The sequence below is a fragment of the Flavobacterium humidisoli genome (genome assembly GCF_023272795.1).
GTDB lineage: Bacteria > Bacteroidota > Bacteroidia > Flavobacteriales > Flavobacteriaceae > Flavobacterium > Flavobacterium humidisoli.
On sequence record NZ_CP096829.1, the window covers coordinates 3,605,058 to 3,625,608 of the forward strand.

Annotated in this window: 14 protein-coding genes; 4 read left to right on the plus strand and 10 right to left on the minus strand. The window is 35.2% G+C overall.

Features of this window, described 5'->3' with window-relative positions; genetic code table 11:
* Nucleotides 1-41: 41 nt before the first annotated feature.
* From M0M44_RS15550 to M0M44_RS15565, 4 genes are all read left to right on the plus strand, one after another.
* A complete protein-coding gene (locus M0M44_RS15550; RefSeq protein WP_248726476.1) occupies nucleotides 42-3,164 on the plus strand; it encodes an efflux RND transporter permease subunit in 3,123 nt (1,040 codons plus the stop codon).
* 122 nt (nucleotides 3,165-3,286) lie between these two features.
* Nucleotides 3,287-4,447: a TolC family protein gene (locus M0M44_RS15555; protein ID WP_248726477.1), complete on the plus strand. Its 1,161-nt coding sequence runs from the start codon at nucleotides 3,287-3,289 to the stop codon at nucleotides 4,445-4,447.
* Between the two features lies 1 nt (nucleotide 4,448).
* Nucleotides 4,449-5,696 carry an efflux RND transporter periplasmic adaptor subunit gene (locus M0M44_RS15560; protein WP_248726478.1) on the plus strand — a complete coding sequence of 416 codons (1,248 nt, stop codon included), beginning with the start codon at nucleotides 4,449-4,451 and terminating at the stop codon, nucleotides 5,694-5,696.
* A 258-nt stretch (nucleotides 5,697-5,954) separates the two neighbouring features.
* On the plus strand, nucleotides 5,955-7,955 hold the full coding sequence (locus tag M0M44_RS15565; RefSeq protein ID WP_248726479.1) for a heavy metal translocating P-type ATPase: 2,001 nt from the start codon (nucleotides 5,955-5,957) through the stop codon (nucleotides 7,953-7,955).
* 61 nt (nucleotides 7,956-8,016) lie between these two features.
* Here the strand turns inward: M0M44_RS15565 and M0M44_RS15570 are convergent, their stop codons facing one another.
* The 10 genes from M0M44_RS15570 to M0M44_RS15615 form a co-directional block, all read right to left on the minus strand.
* Nucleotides 8,017-8,415, minus strand: a complete 399-nt coding sequence (locus M0M44_RS15570; protein ID WP_248726480.1) for a tautomerase family protein — start codon at nucleotides 8,413-8,415, stop codon at nucleotides 8,017-8,019.
* 44 nt (nucleotides 8,416-8,459) lie between these two features.
* Complete coding sequence (locus tag M0M44_RS15575; protein WP_248726481.1) at nucleotides 8,460-9,110, minus strand: VOC family protein; 651 nt, start codon at nucleotides 9,108-9,110, stop codon at nucleotides 8,460-8,462.
* A gap of 214 nt (nucleotides 9,111-9,324) precedes the next feature.
* Nucleotides 9,325-10,467, minus strand: coding sequence for a cytochrome-c peroxidase (locus M0M44_RS15580; protein ID WP_248726482.1), 1,143 nt, complete (start codon nucleotides 10,465-10,467; stop codon nucleotides 9,325-9,327).
* A gap of 152 nt (nucleotides 10,468-10,619) precedes the next feature.
* Complete coding sequence (locus M0M44_RS15585; RefSeq protein ID WP_248726483.1) at nucleotides 10,620-12,083, minus strand: hypothetical protein; 1,464 nt, start codon at nucleotides 12,081-12,083, stop codon at nucleotides 10,620-10,622.
* A complete protein-coding gene (locus tag M0M44_RS15590; protein ID WP_248726484.1) occupies nucleotides 12,070-13,530 on the minus strand; it encodes a RagB/SusD family nutrient uptake outer membrane protein in 1,461 nt (486 codons plus the stop codon). The genes M0M44_RS15585 and M0M44_RS15590 overlap by 14 nt, the downstream gene beginning before the upstream one ends.
* 4 nt (nucleotides 13,531-13,534) lie before the next feature.
* Nucleotides 13,535-16,891, minus strand: a complete 3,357-nt coding sequence (locus M0M44_RS15595; RefSeq protein ID WP_248726485.1) for a SusC/RagA family TonB-linked outer membrane protein — start codon at nucleotides 16,889-16,891, stop codon at nucleotides 13,535-13,537.
* A gap of 10 nt (nucleotides 16,892-16,901) precedes the next feature.
* A complete protein-coding gene (locus M0M44_RS15600; protein WP_248726486.1) occupies nucleotides 16,902-18,005 on the minus strand; it encodes a FecR family protein in 1,104 nt (367 codons plus the stop codon).
* Nucleotides 18,006-18,072: 67 nt separating this feature from the next.
* Nucleotides 18,073-18,672, minus strand: a complete 600-nt coding sequence (locus M0M44_RS15605; RefSeq protein ID WP_248726487.1) for an RNA polymerase sigma-70 factor — start codon at nucleotides 18,670-18,672, stop codon at nucleotides 18,073-18,075.
* Nucleotides 18,673-18,933: 261 nt separating this feature from the next.
* Nucleotides 18,934-19,572 carry a hypothetical protein gene (locus tag M0M44_RS15610; protein ID WP_248726488.1) on the minus strand — a complete coding sequence of 213 codons (639 nt, stop codon included), beginning with the start codon at nucleotides 19,570-19,572 and terminating at the stop codon, nucleotides 18,934-18,936.
* 196 nt (nucleotides 19,573-19,768) lie between these two features.
* The gene (locus M0M44_RS15615; RefSeq protein WP_248726489.1) at nucleotides 19,769-20,200 is read right to left on the minus strand and encodes a DUF1810 domain-containing protein; all 432 of its coding nucleotides are present in this window, start codon (nucleotides 20,198-20,200) and stop codon (nucleotides 19,769-19,771) included.
* Nucleotides 20,201-20,551 lie beyond the last annotated feature (351 nt).

The following is a 20,551-nucleotide window of genomic DNA, read 5'->3' on the forward strand; positions in this document are numbered from 1 at the left end:
ACAATTTAATTGTCTAATTTCTCACGTCATTATATATTCAAATGTTAGATAAAATCATTCAATTTAGTATACGAAACAAATTCGTAATACTATTATTTACTCTTGCACTCATTGCCTGGGGAAGCTATTCGCTTAAAAATTTACCACTAGATGCCCTACCAGATGTAACCAACAATCAGGTTCAGATTATTACTACTGCACCAACATTGGCGAGTCAGGAAGTAGAGCAATTAATTACCTATCCTTTAGAAAGAGCTGTAAAGACAGTTCCCAATATTATAGAACTCCGCAGTATTTCCCGTTTCGGATTATCGGTTGTAACCGTTGTTTTTGAAGATGATGTGGATATTTATTGGGCTCGGGAGCAGATTTTCCAACGCTTAAAACAAGCTGAAGAAAATATTCCTGATTATGTAAATTCTCCTGAGTTAGCGCCAATTTCTACAGGTTTAGGAGAAATTTATCAATATGATGTTTATGCCAAAAAAGGTTATGAAAACAAATACAGCGCTATTGAACTGAGAACAATTCAGGATTGGATTATTATTCCTCAATTGCAAGGAATTAAAGGTGTTGCTGAAGTTAGCACTTGGGGAGGTAAACTCAAACAATTTGAAATTGCTGTAAATCCCAATATGCTGAACAGTCTTGGAGTAACAATCACCGAAATTTTTGATGCTTTAGAAAAAAACAATCAAAATACTGGAGGAGCTTACATTGAAAAAGACCAATACACGTATTTTATTCGTGGTGTCGGAATGGCAAAAGGTATAAAAGACCTTGAAAATGTAGTAGTTAAAAACAGAAATGGTTCACCAGTTTTGGTTCGCAACGTAGCGCAGGTTCGCGAGGGCATCGCTTTACGTTATGGAGCTTCAACCAAAGATGGAAAAGGAGAAATTGTTTCTGGTATGGTTCTGATGTTGAAAGGCGAAAACTCCAGCGCTGTTGTAAATCGTGTTCACGAAAAAATGGCTCAGATTAACAAAAGTCTTCCCGAAGGAGTTGTAGCAGAAGCTTTTATTGACAGAGGAAAGTTGGTTGATAATTCTATTAGAACGGTGGCCAAAAATTTATTGGAAGGTGCTTTAATCGTGATTTTTGTCCTGATTTTATTCTTAGGAAATCTTCGTGCCGGATTGATTGTTGCCTCTGTGATTCCGCTGGCGATGCTGTTTGCCGTTATTTTAATGAATGCCTTTGGCGTAAGCGGAAACTTAATGAGTCTCGGAGCCATAGATTTCGGGATTATAGTCGACGGCGCCGTAATTATTGTCGAAGCCACGATGCATCACCTGCAGAAATTCAAAAACAAAAAAGAATTAACGCAGGAAGAAATGGACGAAGAAGTCTATAATTCGGCCTCAAAAATTAGAAATAGTGCTGCTTTTGGTGAAATCATTATTCTGATCGTGTATCTGCCAATCTTGGCCTTGATTGGAACTGAGGGAAAAATGTTCAAACCAATGGCTATGACAGTGGGATTTGCCATTATTGGAGCATTTATTCTTTCACTGACGTATATTCCGATGATGAGTGCTTTGTTTCTTTCGAAAAAAACTGAACACAAAGAAAATTTTAGCGACCGCATGATTGCTTGGCTGGAGAGCCATTATACACCTTTATTGAAAAAAGCTTTACAGTTTAAAAAAGTCGTGCTGTCTGTTGCTGTCGGACTCTTTGCTTTTGCCTTTATTGTTTTCCAAAATATGGGAGGCGAATTTATTCCTACTATAGAAGAAGGCGATTTGGCAATCAATGCTACGATTATGACAGGAAGTTCGCTGACGCAGATGGTAGAAACTACAACCAAATACGAACAGATTCTAAAAGCTAAATTCCCAGAAATTAAAACCATTGTAACCAAAATTGGAAGTGGTGAAATTCCAACCGATCCGATGCCGATTGAAAGCGGGGATTTGATTATTGTTTTAAAAGACAAAAAAGAATGGAAAGGCAAATATCGTAATTGGGAAGAACTCGCAAATGCCATGAAAAAGGAAATGGAAATTATTCCTGGAGCGAATATCGAAATTTCGCAGCCGATTCAGATGCGTTTTAACGAGCTAATGACGGGAAGCCGTTCTGATATTGCGATCAAGATTTTTGGTGATGATTTAGAAATCCTAGATGCGAAAGCAACAGAATTGATTTCGAAGATAAAAGGAATCGAAGGAATCGGCGATTTAAAAGCTGATAAAGTAACCGGATTACCACAGATTACAATCAAATACGATTACGATAAAATCGCCTTGTACGGACTAAATATTTCAGATATCAATCAAATCATTCGTTCCTCATTTGCAGGAGAAGTAGCAGGAAAGATTTATGATGAAAGCAAAAGGTTTGATGTGGTAGTAAGAATGGACGAGAATAATCGCGCCGATATTACCGATGTGAGCAATTTGTTTATTCCGCTTCCAAGTGGTCAGCAGGTTCCCCTTTCTCAGGTTGCTTCTGTTGAATATGAACAAGGTCCAGTACAGGTTATCCGCGAAGACGGAAAACGAAGAATTACGGTAGGACTAAACGTTCGCGGAAGAGATATTAAAAGTGTGGTGGAAGAAATTCAGGCAAAACTGGATAAAAGTTTTAAACTTCCCGCAGGTTATTATGTGACGTATGGCGGACAATTTGAAAATCTGATCGAAGCTTCAAAAAGACTTTCTGTAGCCTTACCAATTGCTTTAGGACTGATTTTAGTCTTGCTGTATTTTACTTTTAAAAGTGCCAAACAAGCATTGTTGATTTTTAGTGCGATTCCGTTATCAGCAATTGGAGGTGTTTTCGCGCTTTCGCTGAGAGGAATGCCTTTTAGTATTTCTGCTGGAATTGGTTTTATCGCCTTATTCGGAATTGCAGTTTTAAACGGAATTGTATTGATTTCTTATTTTAATCAATTAAAATCAGATGGAATTTTAGATCCATTTCAAAGAGTTTTAATCGGAACCAAAACACGTTTGCGTCCCGTTTTAATGACCGCAGCCGTAGCTTCATTAGGATTTCTGCCAATGGCTTTGTCTACAAGTGGAGGGGCAGAAGTGCAGAAACCTCTAGCAACTGTAGTAATTGGGGGATTAATCTCGGCTACTTTATTGACCTTAATCGTTTTGCCGATTTTGTATTTAATGCTCGAACGTGGGTTTAACCGCAAAGAACGCTAAGGTTTACGCAAAGCACACAAAGAAATATTTGAAAAATGAAAAAATTACGATTCAATTCAAGAATAAAAAACTCCGCGAACTCCGCGCATCCCTTGCGATCTTTGCGGTTAATTGCATTTCTATTGGTAAGTACAGTAACATTTGCCCAGCAATCCATCAGTCTGGAAAAAGCAATAGAACTAGCCAAATCAAATAACATCGACTTAAAAATCGCTGACAAAGAAATCGAAAAACAAACCGTTCTTAAGAAAGCGGCTTTTCAACCTGATCCTTTGCAGGTACAATATCAGGGAGGTCAGTTTAATAGTGCAGATTACGATCATAATGTTTCGGTGCAGCAGTTTTTTCCGTTAGGAAATATTACAAAAGCCAACAGACAATTGCAGGAAGAATTGGCAAAATTGGCTGAAAAACGAAAAGCTTTATCTTCTTATGAAATCGAAAAAGCAGTAACTCTATCGTATTATCAATATCTGTATGGTGTTTCAATCCAGAAACTTAATTCGGAATTGAATGATATTTATACCAAATTCTTGAAGAACGCCGAACTGCGTTTTAAAACGGGAGAAAGCGGGAATATTGAGGTAATTAGTGCTAAAGCTAAAGTAAAGGAAATTGAAACCCAGAAAGCACAGTTAGAATACGATTTGGCAATTTATCAGAAGCAGCTGCAGTTTTTTATTCAGACCAATGAAAACATTATTCCCGATTCTAATACCGCTTTGCAGTACACGTATATAGAAAATCAGGAAAACTCGAAAGCAGAAACCCTGATGACCGATTTTTATCAGCAGCAGATTTCAGTTTGCCAAAAAGAAGCGGGAACTTTTAAAGCACTGCGAACACCAAAAGTCGGATTAGGATATTTTGCGCAAACCATCAACACCGAATCGCTGTTTCAAGGTTTTACAGCCGGATTACAGATTCCGTTATTTGGAGGTGTGAATACGACAAAAGCAAAAGCGGCAGAAATTAGTATATCGCAATCGCAAATGGCTTTAGATAAAAACAAAATGATATTGAATTTGCAAAAAGAAGAATTGCAAAACAATTTCAAAAAACAGCAGAAAAACTTAGCTTATTTCCAAAATGAAGGCTTGCACTATGCCGATCAGATTATAGAAACGGCTCAGAAAAGTTATGCCAATGGCGATATGAGTTACTGGTCGTATATCAGCTTTTTAAATCAGGCCATCGATATTAAAAAGCAGTTTGCAGAAGCCACGCACAGCTATAATCAGAGCGCAATCGAACTTCAATTTCCAACTATCAAAAACAATTAAAATGAAAATAAATTTAACCGCAAAGATCACAGAGATTTTATCGCAGAGTCTGCAAAGAAAGTTAGCCTATAGCTTACTGCTTATAGCTTACTGCGGAGTTTTAAATTCTTGCAACGAAAAAAAGGCAGAGGAAATACAGGAAGAAGAAAAAGAAACTACAGAAGTGGCTTTGACGGCTTCTCAGTACAAAACAGTCGGAATTGAAACGGGTTTTGTAGAAGACAGAAACCTTAACAAAGTCATCAAAGCGAATGGCTATACAACCGTACCCCCGCAAAACTCAGCTGAGGTTTCAACTTTAATTGGCGGAACGGTAAAAGATATTTTTGTGTTGGAAGGAACCTATGTCAACAAAGGGAAAGTATTGGCAACGATTCAGAATCTGGAAGTTATAGAAATGCAGGAAGATTACCAGTCAGCGGTTGCGAATGTAGAATTCCTGCAGTTAGAGTATAACCGCCAGAAAACATTGAGTGAGGAAAATGTGAATCCGAGAAAAACTTTTCAAGAAGTAAAAGCCAAATTAGCAGCCGAAAGAGCCCGAGCGCAAGCCGCAAAAAACAAGTTGGACGCTTTGCATGTTAATACTAAAGGAGTGACATCGGTTGTGCCAATTGTTTCGCCGATAAATGGTTTTGTTGGGAAAATCAATATTGCCAAAGGCGCTTTTGCCAACACAGGAGTTTCGCTTTTTGAAGTGGTTGACAACAGCCAGATGCATTTGGATTTGAATGTGTATGAAAAAGATTTGGGCTCGATTTCTGTTGGTCAGGTAATTGATTTTGTATTGACGAATCAGTCCAATAAATCCATTAAAGGAAAGATTTTCGGAATCAATAAGTCTTTTTCTAACGAAAGTAAAACGGTTGCCGTACACGCCAAAATCGACCCTGCCGATGCCAAAGGCCTGATTCCAGGAATGTATGTTTCGGCAAATATTAATATTACGAATGCAACTGTTCCAGCATTGCCAAAAGATGCTGTCGTTCGTAATGCCGATAAATATTTTGTTTTTGTTCGGGAAGAAAAACAGGCAGAAGAAAAACACGAACATAAAGAAGGTGAAAAAGAGGAAGCACACGAAGAAGAAATTCATTTTAAAGCCGTAGAAGTAATTCCGGGAACAACCGATTTAGGTTTTACAGAAGTAAAATTCGTTGATAAGATTGACTCTCAAGCAAATATTGTTACAAAAGGTGCTTTTTATCTGCTTTCGGCAATGAAAGGCGGCGGGGAGCATGAGCATTGATTCTTTGAAGATTCTGAGGTGCTAAGATTCTGAGATGCTAAGTTTTTTTAATGCTGAGATTTGATAGCAAAGTAGCAGAGTCTCCAATTTTTCTTTTAATAATTAAACTGCCTACAGCTTTAGCTGGAGGTAATTCAAAATAAAAAACTTAGTGCCTTAGCGCCTTTGTGGCAACAAACAAAATGCTTAAATTTAGAACATTAATTTATACAAAGGTTGAACTTGCAACCTGAAACAAATAAAACTTGAAACTTTCTCATGATACATCAAGATAAAGAAATAAAAGGCATAAAAAATAAAGCCAAACCATCTTGCTGCTGTTCGCATGATGAACCTGTACATTCAGATAATGACGGACACGATCACGGAGGACATGATCATGATCATAACGTTGATGGAGGTTTGTTCAAATTGTTCTTACCATCAATTATATCCTTTGTTTTATTGCTCATCGGAATTGGTTTTGATAATTATTTTCCTCAGGATTGGTTTACAGGATATGTGAGAATTGTTTGGTATGCAATTGCTTATCTTCCAGTGGGACTTCCGGTTCTGAGAGAAGCTTATGAAAGCATTGTAAAAGGAGACATTTTCTCAGAATTTTTTCTGATGTGTATTGCTACAATCGGAGCCTTTGCTATTGGCGAATATCCAGAAGGTGTTGCTGTTATGCTATTTTATACGATTGGAGAAACCTTTCAGGGAATGGCGGTTAACAGAGCAAAATCGAGTATTAAAAGTCTGCTAGACCAGCGTCCAGATGAAGTTCATGTTTTAGAAAATAATGTGGCAGTAAAAGTCAAAGCCAAAGAAGTTCAGATTGGAGCAGTTATTCAGCTTAAAGCAGGAGAAAAACTAGGATTAGACGGCGAATTATTATCAGATTCGGCTTCGTTTAATACAGCAGCTTTAACAGGAGAAAGCAAACCTGACACGAAAAAGAAAGGCGAAACCGTTCTGGCAGGAATGATTAACGGAAATACAATTGCAGAGGTAAAAGTAACCACTGCTTATAATGACAGCAAATTGTCTAAAATTCTAGAATTGGTGCAGAATGCTACAACAAAGAAAGCTCCTGCAGAATTATTCATCAGAAAGTTTGCTAAAGTCTACACGCCTATTGTGGTATATCTGGCAATCGCAATTTGTCTGCTTCCCATGCTTTTTGTAGACCATTATGTTTTTAACGATTGGCTGTACAGAGCTTTGGTCTTTTTGGTAATTTCTTGTCCTTGCGCTTTGGTAATCAGTATTCCGTTAGGGTATTTTGGCGGAATCGGCGCTGCAAGTAAAAACGGAATTCTCTTTAAAGGCAGTAATTTTCTAGATAGTATTTCGACGATTCAGAATGTTGTTGTTGATAAAACAGGTACAATGACCGAAGGCGTTTTTAAAGTTCAGGAAGTCATTATAAAACCTGAATTTGATAAAAATGAAATTTTAAAACTAATAAATGCATTAGAAAGCCGAAGTACACATCCCGTTGCAACGGCCATTCACAATCATGTTGGGCCAATAGATTCTGCTGTAGAATTAAAAAATATCGAAGAAATTTCAGGTCACGGATTAAAAGCGTCTTACAACGGGAAAGAATTACTCGTAGGTAATTTTAAGCTCTTGGATAAATTTTCTATTTCGTATGATATCGATCCGTCTTCGATTGTTTATACTACGATTGCAATTGCTTATGGAGGTCAATTTGCAGGTCATCTTACCATTGCAGATGAAATTAAAGCAGATGCTAAAGAAACCGTTTCTAAACTAAAAGCTTTAGGTGTAAAACTAACTATGTTAAGCGGTGATAAAACCAATGTCGTACAATTTGTCGCTGATAAACTCGGAATTGTAAAAGCTTTTGGAGATTTGCTTCCAGAAGATAAAGTCAATAAAGTAAACGAAATTAAAGCCAAAAACGAAACTATTGCTTTTGTGGGCGATGGCGTAAATGATGCACCCGTAATTGCTTTAAGCACAGTGGGAATTGCAATGGGAGGTTTAGGAAGCGATGCAGCAATCGAAACGGCAGACGTTGTCATTCAGGACGATAAACCGAGTAAAATTGCAATGGCAATTAACATCGGAAAACAAACCAAAAAGATTGTCTGGCAGAATATCACCTTGGCTTTCGTTGTAAAAGCTTTCGTCTTGATTCTTGGTGCAGGCGGACTTGCTACCATGTGGGAAGCTGTTTTTGCCGATGTTGGGGTAGCTTTACTGGCAATTTTAAATGCAGTTAGGATTCAGAAGATGAAGTTTTAATTTGTCGCAAAAAATAAAAGCCCAATTCAAATAAATGAATTGGGCTTTAGTATTTTTAATTTCACTTTTTTAAATGCTTCGGTTCCTGAATTTCGCCGTTGCCAAAAGACCAATTTTCAAGTCCATTGTTTTCTAATAAAACAATAATCACATTATTAATTGTTATTTCTGTTGAAGCAGCAATTCTAGATGCAATTTGATGGTACAACTTCTTTTTTTGTTCCAATGTTCTTCCTTGGCCTGCCGTAATTTGGATGTAGACGATATCCTCAGAATGTGAAATTCCCAGATAACTTTTAGGATATTTTATTTGATGAGGTTCTAATTCTTCAATAACATGAAAATAATCATCCTTCGGAATATGAAATTCTGCAATTAAAGATTCATGAATGGATTGTGAAATACTATTTTTTGTTTCTAATGAAAGTTTTTTCGGTAGGCTGATTCGAACAAATGGCATTTTTATATTTTAAGTTAATTCTAATTTGAAGAGATGAAGGTATATTAAAATTTCAGATCAACAATAATTCCGTTATTCTCTATTTTAATTTTTGTTTTATTGCTTTCAGATGGAGTTTGTGTTGGATACCAGTTTCGATTTGGTTTTACCATAATCAATAAACCTTCGTCATCTCCAATTGCTGCAAAGAGTTCGCTGTTGGTATTTTTAGAAAAGAATTCCAGTCCGTGTTTTGCTACTAATTGTTTTCCCAATTCTAGTGGATTTTCATTCACAATCCCGATTTCGCTGATATTTAAAATCGATTTTGAACTAAATGCTTCTGTTTGTGAATTCTCAAGATCATTTCGCGCAATAAATTCCAGTAAATTTCCATTATTATCGTAGAAATAAACGGCATTTGCATTCCAGTTTTCAAAATTGGTAATCACATTTTGATCTTCAATAACAATTAAATCTACTTTGTTTCTGCACCATTGTATGCCTTCGTCTAGTTTGTTTTCAGGAATATTAAAAGCAAAATGATAAATCGATTTAAACACTGCATTTTCAACAAATTCTAAAAATGAATTTCCAGCTTTAATAGTAATTGAATTTGTCTTTTTTTCTATGATTGGCAGTTCTAAAATATCTTGATAGAATAATGCGGTCTGCTGAATATTATTGCTCTGAATTTGGATGTGTTCTAATTTCATGTTGGTATTTTTATTGAAGAAAAAAAGCTTCCTCTGTTTCAAACAAATTTAAAGAATCGCTAATGTTTTCTGGCTGGAGTGCTATTTTATACTTTGATGAAAGGATAGGGAATTAGTATTGAAACTGCAGCATTATAAATAAAAAAGCCCATTTCCAAAAAGAAAATGGACTGATTAGATTTGTAGATTTGGGGCAATTTACAAACTAACTAAATTATTTAGGCATTTCTGGCACCATAATTCTTCTGGTTGGCGTACTCAAAGTTTCAATAAAAGCCAAAAGATCACTTATTTCTTCTTTACTTAAATTCAGTTTCTTAAGTGCAGGATCTACTTTCGGAATTAGCGAATCTCTTGGAGTTCCCAGATATTTTTTCTGAACGGGCGAAGGATTTCCTCCATTATACAATTCTACCACATCTAAAAGTGTTGGAAAATGCCCGTGATGCATCCACGGTTTTGTGTTTACCACTTCACGCAATGTTGGCGTTCTGAATTTGCCAATATCTTTTACATTTTTGGTAACATTATAACGTCCGAAATCTTCATTTTTAGTTCCGAATAAAGTTTGTCCATCGTTATGAAACTGATTATCGCTGAAATAAGGTGTATTATGGCAGTTGATACATTGCGCTTTGGTTCTGAATAAATGCATTCCTTTCACTTGAGAATCGGTAAAGGCTTCCGATTTTCCGCTCACAAAATGATCAAATTTGCTTTTCGGACTGTTTATTGATCTTTCGAAAGTCGCAATCGCATATTGAATTCGCTCTAAAGTCACTTTTTTATTGCCAAAAGCAGCTGTAAATAAAGAATTATAACCCTTAATCTTCGCAATTTTGTCAACGGCAATTGTCAGTTTTTCGTTCATTTCCAAAGGATCCGAAACAGGAAACTGCGCCTGATCTTCTAAACTCGATGCTCGTCCGTCCCAAAATAGAGAAGTGGCATAGGCGGAGTTTAAAATTGTCATCGAATTACGTTTTCCCGTTTGGCGATCATGCCCGAAAGAACGCGTCAAATTATCTGTCCAGCCCAATTCTGGATTATGACAGGAAGCGCAGGCAATTTGTCCGCTTTTTGATAATCTCGGATCAAAAAACAAGATCTTCCCCAAACTTTCTTTTTCCTTAGAATACGGATTATAAGCGGGATAAGGAACTGCAGGAAGTACTCCAATATCCTGAAATTTAGTTTTATCAACACTTTCGTGCAATTCCGCAGCAGGCCATTTTGAAGCATCACCGCTGGAATAGATTTTTCGTAATTCCTGAATATCTATATAATCTGGTTCTTCAACGCTTTTATAAGCCGACAAACCCAGCAGGAATAGGAGAGGGAAGATTAGTTTTTTCAATTTTTTTTTTTGTTTTTTGTTTTTTTTGTTTCAGGTTTCAGGTTTCAAGTTGCTGTAGAACTTGAACCTGAAACCTGAAACTTTTTTTTGTTTTACCCGCCAAAAGTTTTGTCAAAATTTAAAACTTTGACAAAACTCAATTGGCATCAACATTATAAAGAAACTTCTTTAGGGCACGAAATGCTTAAAGCAGTCGGTTTTGGATACGTCCTGTTATTGTACATTCTGTATTGTGTCGACACTGTTCCTCCAAACAGTTTGTCATTCGTCAGTTTTAACTCAAATGAAATTTCATATACACCGTTGCTGATTTCTTTATATGTTCCTTCTCCTGAAATGGCAATACTATGCGCATTTGTTGCACTTGATCCAATTGTAATATCTTGCGGAATCACGAGTACGGTTCCTTCAGTTTTGCTGTTTCCATTTGCTGGAAAAAATTCCAAAGCCGAAGTAATATTAAATCCTGGCGAAATAGCAGCAGCGTTACTTTCGTTAGAAAACCATCTTTTTAAACCAAAAGAATTCACAGTATTGGTTCCGCTTGAGACGTTAAATCCTATTTTGAAAGCATCGTGATACACATCATCATTAGGATTTGTAGTTCCTTTATCGCTGTATAAAATAGCATTTGGATCGTCTTTTGTTACTATAACTGGAAAAGTCAAAGCGTTGAAAGTCATCCATGCACAGTTTCCATTGTTGTTAAACCAATGCTCTCCGTATGTTAGAAAAAACGCATTGGTAGGATCTGTAAATTTCGAAGCAGGATATGCCTCAACATCTCTTGGAGTTTTTATTGGTTTTACAATGGTTAAGTTTATGTTTCCTGTTGCAGTATAGTTCGGAATATTTACAAGTGTTAGTTTGGACTCGTATCGAACATCATCATTTTGAAGATCTTCTAAAAGAGTTAAATGATAGGTTACAGAAGTTCTGTTGTCGCCATAATCATCATGGGTTAAGGAATATTCGAATCCGTTTTGGAATTTAAAAATAGAGGCATTTTCAATTTCTTCTGGGAAAAAACCATTCGGATAATTTACTTTAAAATCGATTTTTTCGCCTACTTCGCCTTTTATATTGTATTGCGTTACCGGAAAAGTGTAATTGGTGGCAATAGTTCCTAAATCAATCTTAAAAGTATTGTTTGGATATTCTGTATTCAAGCTTCCAATATGAATATCAGGATCAGAAACTGTTTCTAATTTTAATGTAATATTCTGGCTTTGAGTCCATCTTTTGTCAAACGATACAAAAATAGTATCTGTTAATTTACTGCCTTGAAAAGAAAGCTGATTTACAGGAATTACGCTAAAACTGTCGCTTGCCCCGTTTGTTTCGGCACTAAAATTTGCCGTAACAGTTCCTTTCAATTCGCGCGCTGTTAAAGCAACAGGAACTTTTAAGGTCTTTACAGATTTGTTTTCATAAGTAGACTGCGGAACTAAATTTCCGCTTACGGTTGGGTATTCAAGAGGCGTGTTGTCACTTTTGACTAAAAAATTAAATCTTAAAAAAGGATCAATGTCTGAGCCTAATTTGTAATCATCTTTAGAACATGAAATATATAATAGTGCTATAAATAATATACTGAATATCTTAATACGAGTCATTTTGCTGCAAGTTTGGGTTAAGATTAGTGTTGAATGTTGGTATTGGCAGTACGTATTTTAAAGACGGATAAGTAAGACTGCAAACCGTAGCAATACAGCCATCATTTCTAGAAACATCTTTGTGCATTCTGGCAATATCAAAGAATAGGAAACCTTCAAAGCATAATTCTTTTCTTCGTTCTAAAAAGATATTTTCTTTAAGATTGTTTGTATTAGTCAATAGAGATGCATTGGCGCGGGCACGAATGATGTTAATATCTGCCATTGCCAAATCGGCTCTGTTGGTTTCTAGTGCTGCTTCGGCACGAATTAAATACATTTCGCTCAACCTAGAAGCTACATAACCCGCATTATTCTGGTATTTTTTGGTAAAATTGTAATTAAGATTGGTCTGAACGCCGCTTACTATTGTAAAAAGCGATTTTGTTAAGAACAGTTGTTTTCTTAAATCTGTGCTTTCGTAAAGATCAACTAAATCATTTGAAGCAGTATATTTTTCAAAGTTTGTATCTGAAGTATAGCCATAAGTCTGAGTCATTGAGGAAGAAACGTTTCCTTCGGTATCTTTTGGAATAGAAAATTCTAACAAAATTTCAGACACCGGAAGATCTGGTTTTTCCCATTCTGCAATAAAAGTTTCTTTGCTAGTTAACACAACTCCAGAATTGGTAATTACATCATTTGCCATTTCGTAAGCATTAGCCCAATCTCCTTTTTGAAGATAAACTCTCGCCAATAATGCTTTTGTATTTTTTTTGTTAAAGAAAGAATAAGCAGGACCAGAAAGGAGTGAAGCGTCTGAATAACTATCGATAGCCGTTTGTAAATCATTAATAATTAAAGTATAAGTTTCGGCAGCCGTTTTTCTTGCAGGATATTGTATGCCAGATTTAATAGATTCTGTGCTATAAATTATTCCTAAATGGGAGGCATCTGGAGTATATTTATAATCTTGGCTGTAAACAAGAGATAAAAGAAAATGTGCATACGCCCTTATTGCCAAAGCTTCTGCTTTTATTTGGTTTTTCTCTGCCTCAGTGGCGTCGGTTAGGGCGGGAGTAAATTCTAAAATTAAATTGGCCTGATTGATTATATCGTAACTGCTATCATAAAATGATTTGAAATTACTGGTTAGCGCTACATCTTCAAAAGAATAAACTTGCTGCAGATTTATTGCTGGAGAAATTTGACCTCTAAGACCTCCCGTTGCAGCTGGTGCAAATTTTATATTACCGCCCTGTAAATCAGCATAAGCAGCATAACGATCTGGTCTTACATTAGCTTCTACTTCAGTATAAAGTCCTGTAAGGGCCTGTAAAACACCTGTTTTGTTCTGTAAAAGTTCGTCTATAGAAGTTTGTGTTCCAGGTTCTTGTTCTAAAAAGTCACTACAGCTTTGTAATGAAAGCATTAGAAAAAATATAGATACGTATTTTGAATATTTCATTTTCTTAAAATTTAGCATTTACTCCAAGCGAAATTGTTCTTGCCTGCGGATAGATATAACTGTACTCTCGAACTCCATTCATTCCTTTCGGGCTTTTTTCTTTGTACCAATAGGCCACGTTTGTAGCATCGGCAAAAACAGAAAGAGCGTCCAGAAAAGTATTTTTCAACGGCACATTATAACTTAAATTAATATTGCTGATTCTGATATAAGTGGCATCATAAGCATATTTGCTTAAGTTGTTGAGAATTGGCGAAATTGTTACTGCTGATTGAGAAACGTTGTCGCCTGGATTTCTCCAATAATCGTAGGCATTTACAGAAAGATTTCGGTTTGTTGTTACATTATATTGATCTATAAGTACGCTTGAGGCCAATAGGTCACCACCAATTTGATAATCTCCTCTAACAGATAAAGTAAGTTTGTTGTAGAAAGTAAAAGTGTTGTAAAAACCTCCGTAAGCATCTGCTTGTTTATCTCCAATTGGTTCCCAATCGGCAATAGTGTGGAGTTCGTTATAGGTTTTTGCATCATAAATTTGACCATTTTTTTGAACAAGATCTCTTCCTGTTGCAGGATCTACACCAACCCAGTTGATTCCCCATAATGTTGTTGTGCTGTAGCCTATTTTTTGCGCCAATGCAATATTAGCTTCAGAATAATCACTTCCTAGACCTTTTAAGTCGGTTACTTTGCTGTCTATTGTAGAAATATTAAATGCTGTAGTCCATTTAAAAGCATCGCTTTTTATCCACTTAATTCTTGTAGTAAGCTCAAAACCTTTATTGTACATACTTGCAGCATTTAATTGTACTGAACTATAACCATTTTCTGTCGGGATATCTCGTGCAGTAATTAAATTGCTTTTGTTATCATAATAATATTCTAACGTCAATTCGATTCTTTTGAAAATATTAAAATCAAATCCAGCATTGAATTTTGTGTTTTTTTCCCAGCTTAACCTTCCATTTGGGGCAGAACCTGTAGTTGCTCCAATCGAACCATTATATTCGTTTTGGCTGATATTGTACAAACCTTTTGATCGGTAAGAGCCAATCTTAGAATTTCCTGTTGTACCGTAACTCGCTTTTAATTTCAAGAAATCAATCCAAGAATTAGAGTTTAAAAAGTTTTCATTGCTAATAATCCAACCAGCGCCTAAACCTCCATTATGGGCTACATCGGTATCATCTCCAAAAACAGAACTCTGATCGCGGCGGTAATTTGCCAACAAGAAATAGCGTTTTTTATAGTTATAATTTACTTGCGAGAATAAAGAAACTCTCGAATTGTAACTGATTTCATTTTTGTAGGTTTGGCCATCTTTAGATTCATCTTGAGGTGTGTTTGGATTATCATCTCTTATAGCATCTGTAACAGCATTAATACGGTCTGGCTCTAAAAAACCTACACCAGATTTGTAATTGAAATTTGTTTTATCCTCAGCCAATTCAAAACCAACAACACCATCAATTTCATTGTTTTCATTCAGTTGTTTATTAAACAAAGCTTGTCCTTGCCAGTTCCATTTGGTCGAATTTCTTTCATTGATGAGACGGCGCCCCCAAGCTGCATGCGTAGTTCCGTCCAAAATAAAAGTTCCGTTAAACTGACCGCTTTCATTTGCTGCAGAAAAATAACGATCTTGTTCTTTATCGGTATAATCCATACCAAAAAGAGTAGAAAACCGAATGTTTTTATTGAGTTTATACGATAAATTGATACTTCCTAAAAGACCAAAAGTCTGTGCTTCATTTTTGTTTTGTTCAATTGCCGCCAACGGATTTCCTCTCGTAGCACCGCTTAAACCTAAATTGGCATACGATCCGTCTGCGTTATAAACGGGAAGAGTAGGAAGGTAGGCAAAACTGTAAAAAATGTTAGGCGCATCTTTTTGTACAAAACTTGGATTCAGCATTAAATTGATATCCCATTTGCCAGAACTGTAGCCAAGATTAATTCCCGCATTTAATTGCTTACTCTCATTTCCAACCTGAGGTTCGTCAATTTTGGTGTAACTAACGTTGGTTCGGTACGAAAATTTAGAAGTAGACCCCGAAACATTAAAATTATATTTGTTATAAATGCCAGATTTGTTTAAAATGTTAAACCAATCTGTATTTACTCCATTATAAGCAACAGGAACATAACCAGTTGTGGTGTTTTTCATGAACTCATTTCGAAGTTCTGTGTATTGTTCGCCATTTAAATATTTAATTTGATTAATGGCAGAAGAAACTCCTAACTGATTTGAAAATCCAAATTGCGTTTTACCCTTTTTACCTTTTTTAGTTGTAATCAAAATTACTCCATTTGCTCCGTCGGCACCATAAATACCTACGGCTGCGGCGTCTTTTAAAACCGAAATGGTTTCAATATTTTCTGGAGCAATTTTCATTAGAGGATTAGCAATGTTTTCTGAAAAATCGCCGCCTCCGTTAAACAAGCTGCTGTCAATGGCATATTCTTCGCTCATTACAACACCATCAATAATAATAAGGGGTTGTGACGAAGTTCCGGTAATTGCACCGCTTAAAGAAGATAATGTGCCTTGGCCACGAATATTAATTTTTACAGGACCACCTATACCAGAAGTATTTTCTACCATAACTCCGGCAATTTGTCCCGTGATCATTTTATCAAAACTCTCAGAAGCTTGCTCAACGGCAATATCTTTGGCTTGTAAAGTCGAAATACTTCCAACAATTTCTTCTTTTAGCTTTGTAGTGCCATAAGACGAAGTAACCACAACAGGATTGAGTTCATCTGTCGCTTCTTGAAGATAAAAAACAAAAACATTTTTGTCGTCTGCTTTTTGAGATTGGGTTTCCATTCCTAAATAACCAGCTTCAAGAACTAGATTTGAAATAGTATTTCCTTTTAGCTGATAAACAAACTTTCCGTTAAAATCGGTAATAGCGCCCATTCCAGTTCCTTTTATGCGAATTGAAGCGCCTGGAAGCGGTTGTCTGTCTTTTGCGCTATAAACTGTTCCGCTAATCATTCTTTGAGTTTCCTGAACCCCTGTGTTTGAAGTTTCAGGAATCGAAGGAGTCAATAAAACCTGTTTTTTCTGAATGTAAAACGAAATGTTTTTGTCTTTTAATAACTGTGTTAAAACCGTTTCTAGAGAAGCATTGCTGACATCTAAGTCGGCTAACTGATCGGTATCTATTTTTTTTGCATTATAAATAATTCTAAAATCACTTTGTTCTTCAATAGATTTGATAATTAGGCTTATAGGTTTATTCTTAGTATGTATTGTAATTAATTTATTCTGTGAAAATCCTTTAAAACCAGATATGAGTATGGCTAAGAAAAACAGAATTTTTCTTAAAACGGGTTGTATCGTAAATGTCATGTTTTTTTATTTATCGCGGATTGGTGATTGTAATGGTTTTTTGTTGAATAGAATAATTAAATGGAGTGTCACGTTTTAGCAGTTCTAAAATGTTCTCGACACTAGATTCGCTAATTTTAATCGTACCAGTAAAATTCTGTCTGGCCAAATCAGAATTTTCGTTGATAATTTCAACATCATAAGTACGCTGAATAATTTTAGCGATTGTAGAAAATGGGGTGTCTTTAAAAGCAAGTTCGCCTTTTGTCCAGGCAGCATAAAAGGTTGGGTCGACTTCTTTTAAGACCAGTTTTTTTGAATTATTTTGCCATGTAGCCATTTGGTTGGGCTCCAGCAAAATAGCATTAGAAGGATTAAGGGCTTCAGACATTCGAATACTTCCTTCCATTAATGTACTATTAACTGTAGGGTTTTCGGGATAAGCGCTCACATTAAAGGTTGTTCCAAGAACTTCAATGTCTGCTTGATTAGCATGAACAATAAACGGATGCATTTTGTCTTTGGCAACTTCAAAAAATGCCTCACCAGTTAAGTACACATTTCTGTTTCCGTTTAAGCCAAATTGCTCAGGATAACGCAAAGTGGTTCCAGAATTTAAACTCACAACAGTACCATCTGAAAGTTTAAGTTTGAAACGTTTTCCGTACGGAATAGAAAGCGTATTATAAATCACTTTGTGATCCTCAACTTTGCCAAAGTAAATAATCTCGGTAGGAAATTTTTTGGCAACCAAATCGCCTTTGTCATTTAAAAGAGTGGTCTGGGTTTTTCCAGAGAAATATTCCAGACGGCCGTCGCCTAATTCAAGAACAATTTCTTTTGGAGTTTCAGATTTACCTTTAAAAAAATAAATAGTTGCTCCTAAACCCAAAAACAATAAAAAAACCGCAGCATACTGTAAATATGTTCTGATTTTGTTTTTTGGCTGCATCTGGATTACCGAAACAGTCTCAATAGATAAGTCTGAAGAAAGTGTGGTTAATACCCAAATTTTTTTGGCCTTTATAAATTGCTTTTTGTTTTCTTCTGACGCTTCAATCCAATCAAAAAGTGCCTGAACTTCTTGTTCTGAAGCTTCATTAGAAAGGTATTTATTTATTATTTCCGATGTCATATATGCTTTTTAAAACTTCTCGCCATTATAAGTACACCTCAGAATTAAAATACCCTACTTTTTATTCTTAATTATTATAAATAAGGATAAAAATCAAGAACAAATAATCAGATAATCGGGTCTTTAAAATCTTCAAAGCCTTTGTCATATGTGCTTCTACGGCTTTTAAGGAAACTCCTAGCTCTTCGGCGATTTCTGCATTTTTTTTGTTCTCAAAGCGTTTTTTAATAAAAACTTCTCTGGTTTTTGGAGGCAGATCGCTGATAGATTCCTGAATTATGCGTTCTAATTCGGTTAATTCTAAAGTGTCAAACTGAATCGAATTTAAAACTTCGATATTCAATTCTCTTTCTTTGTGGTTTAAGAGGTCATTTTTGAATTTATCCTTCACTTTATTATGACGGATTAAATTCAAGCATTTTGATTTAGCATAAGTAAATAAGAAAGCTTGGATTCCGTTGATAGATTCTATGTCTTCTCTACTTTGCCATAGGTGTAGTAAGGATTCCTGAGCAAGATTTTCAGCTTCGTCTTGATCGTAAATAAATTGAACGCTGAAAGATTGGATTCTCCTAAAATATTTATCGTAAAAAAACTTGAATGCAGTTTCGTCGCCTTCCTTAAAGGAATGGAAAAGATCTAGTTCTAAACTGGCATTTTTATTCATTAAACGAAATTTACTTTGGGTGAAGCAATATTAAGCAAATTTTAAAAACTACTCAATTTTGCTCAGAAAGCGGCAAATACAAAAGTTTATTTATATTAATTCTAAATAAAATAAAAATAAAGACCTTTCCTGAAAAAATTATTCAGAATAGCTTTAAAAAGATACTATTTTGTTTGAAACTCTTGCCATTTTGCGAAGGAGAAATCACACAAGAAACTAAACAGAGAAGATCAGCAAATCTAGGCCAATATGTTAGTGGAATTAATTGATTATTAAATCTATATTTTGAGATAACCTTTCGGCTAATTCAGGTGTAGTGTTGTTATTTAAAACCCACGGAACCAGTTTTCCCTTGTTTATGATTTCATTTTTAGAATAAACTAAACTGAAATATTCCTGTAATTCATTGTAATCAACTGGTATTGGAAGATGTTTTTTGTTTTCTGGGATTTCTTCAAAATAATATCTTGACTGTAGTAAGGAAGGATATTTTTCTAATAAAAAATCATTCAAAATATACGAAGGGCCAGCTTTATACAAATCCTCTTTTAAGATTCCTGTAATTTTTATACCGCCAATATTTTGTTTAAAATCTTTGTAAGCTTCTTTGGTAGTCGAAAAATCAGATTGCAGCAGTTTGTCTTTTTGCGATAACTGCCTAACAACCGAAAGTTTCACATAATCGCCATTTATTTCAATTACCTTAAAAATAAAGTATTTGCGCTCCATGCTTTGACTCCCGTTAGAGCCGCTTTGTTTACTAAAGATAAAACTTCCCAACTGCAATTTATGCTCAGGGCTGTTGATTGCTTTTTTCCATTGATAAGAATCATAAACTAATTTTTTGAAAGCATATAAAATGAATACAAAAACAACGCCGGCTATAAATATTTTTTTCATTAAATGGAAATTTCATTAAAAGTACTACTTTTTAATCGCAATACCGATACTTATTGAGCGCTAAGATTTGGTTATTGACCATCTTATTATAAAAACAAAGTCCGCAAAGCTTTGTCTAAAAACTTTGCGGACTTTGCGGACTTTGCGGTTAAAAAAATCAAAGAATCACTTTACGTTTACAAAGTGATTCTTACTTCTATAAATTGCTATACAATAATTGCAACGTGTGAAAATCGGATGAGCCATCAAAATGCTTATGAAGTACTTCCTGAAAAACAGATTCTGTGTTTTGAACGCTGGCAAACAAAGTCATACATGATTGAAGTTTTTCTACATCAAGGCTTTCAAAAATATCCGAAACATTTTCTTCTTTTTTGACAAGTTCTGAAGTAATTTCTATAAGATGTTTTCCTAAAATTGGATGCTCAAGAAAAGCAATTGCCTCATCGGCATTTTTGATTTCGTAAAATTTGGAGTTATCGCTCGAACCCATTCCTTTTATCTGTGGAAAAATAAACCACATCCAAGGAGATTCTTTTTTACCCTTTTTGATTTCGTCTAGAGCTGTTAAATACAATTTGTTTTGAGCATCTAAAAACCGAAGTAATCCATTAGTATTGTAAGCCATTCTTTATGATATTAATTTGGGGATATCAGGCCATAAAACTAGGCAAAATATATTTACTTGTATGTAATCAAATCTTTTTTTTAAAGTCATTTTTTAACATTTTAAGGGGAATAATTTAAAAGAGCGTTTTACTTTTAAAATGAAGTGCTTAAAATTACTATTAACAGAAAAAATCGTACTAACGACTGTTTTTATTGTTATAAAATGAAGTTTTTGTTGGTAATTCTGTTATGATTTTTCTATTTTTATGAACAGACGGTTTTGAGAGCCATCTGAAAAAATAAAATTTGGATTGGTATTGGCCACTTTACAATATCAATATTTTCAATCGGGCAAGCTTCGCCCATAAAA

Excerpts from the sequence above, each read along its gene's own strand:
- M0M44_RS15600 (WP_248726486.1), bottom strand. The coding sequence starts at position 18,005 with ATGACATCGGAAATAATAAATAAATACCTTTCTAATGAAGCTTCAGAA.
- M0M44_RS15550 (WP_248726476.1), top strand. The coding sequence starts at position 42 with ATGTTAGATAAAATCATTCAATTTAGTATACGAAACAAATTCGTAATA.
- M0M44_RS15610 (WP_248726488.1), bottom strand. The coding sequence starts at position 19,572 with ATGAAAAAAATATTTATAGCCGGCGTTGTTTTTGTATTCATTTTATAT.
- M0M44_RS15560 (WP_248726478.1), top strand. The coding sequence starts at position 4,449 with ATGAAAATAAATTTAACCGCAAAGATCACAGAGATTTTATCGCAGAGT.
- M0M44_RS15570 (WP_248726480.1), bottom strand. The coding sequence starts at position 8,415 with ATGCCATTTGTTCGAATCAGCCTACCGAAAAAACTTTCATTAGAAACA.
- M0M44_RS15590 (WP_248726484.1), bottom strand. The coding sequence starts at position 13,530 with ATGAAATATTCAAAATACGTATCTATATTTTTTCTAATGCTTTCATTA.
- M0M44_RS15585 (WP_248726483.1), bottom strand. The coding sequence starts at position 12,083 with ATGACTCGTATTAAGATATTCAGTATATTATTTATAGCACTATTATAT.
- M0M44_RS15595 (WP_248726485.1), bottom strand. The coding sequence starts at position 16,891 with ATGACATTTACGATACAACCCGTTTTAAGAAAAATTCTGTTTTTCTTA.
- M0M44_RS15575 (WP_248726481.1), bottom strand. The coding sequence starts at position 9,110 with ATGAAATTAGAACACATCCAAATTCAGAGCAATAATATTCAGCAGACC.
- M0M44_RS15605 (WP_248726487.1), bottom strand. The coding sequence starts at position 18,672 with ATGAATAAAAATGCCAGTTTAGAACTAGATCTTTTCCATTCCTTTAAG.
- M0M44_RS15615 (WP_248726489.1), bottom strand. The coding sequence starts at position 20,200 with ATGGCTTACAATACTAATGGATTACTTCGGTTTTTAGATGCTCAAAAC.
- M0M44_RS15565 (WP_248726479.1), top strand. The coding sequence starts at position 5,955 with ATGATACATCAAGATAAAGAAATAAAAGGCATAAAAAATAAAGCCAAA.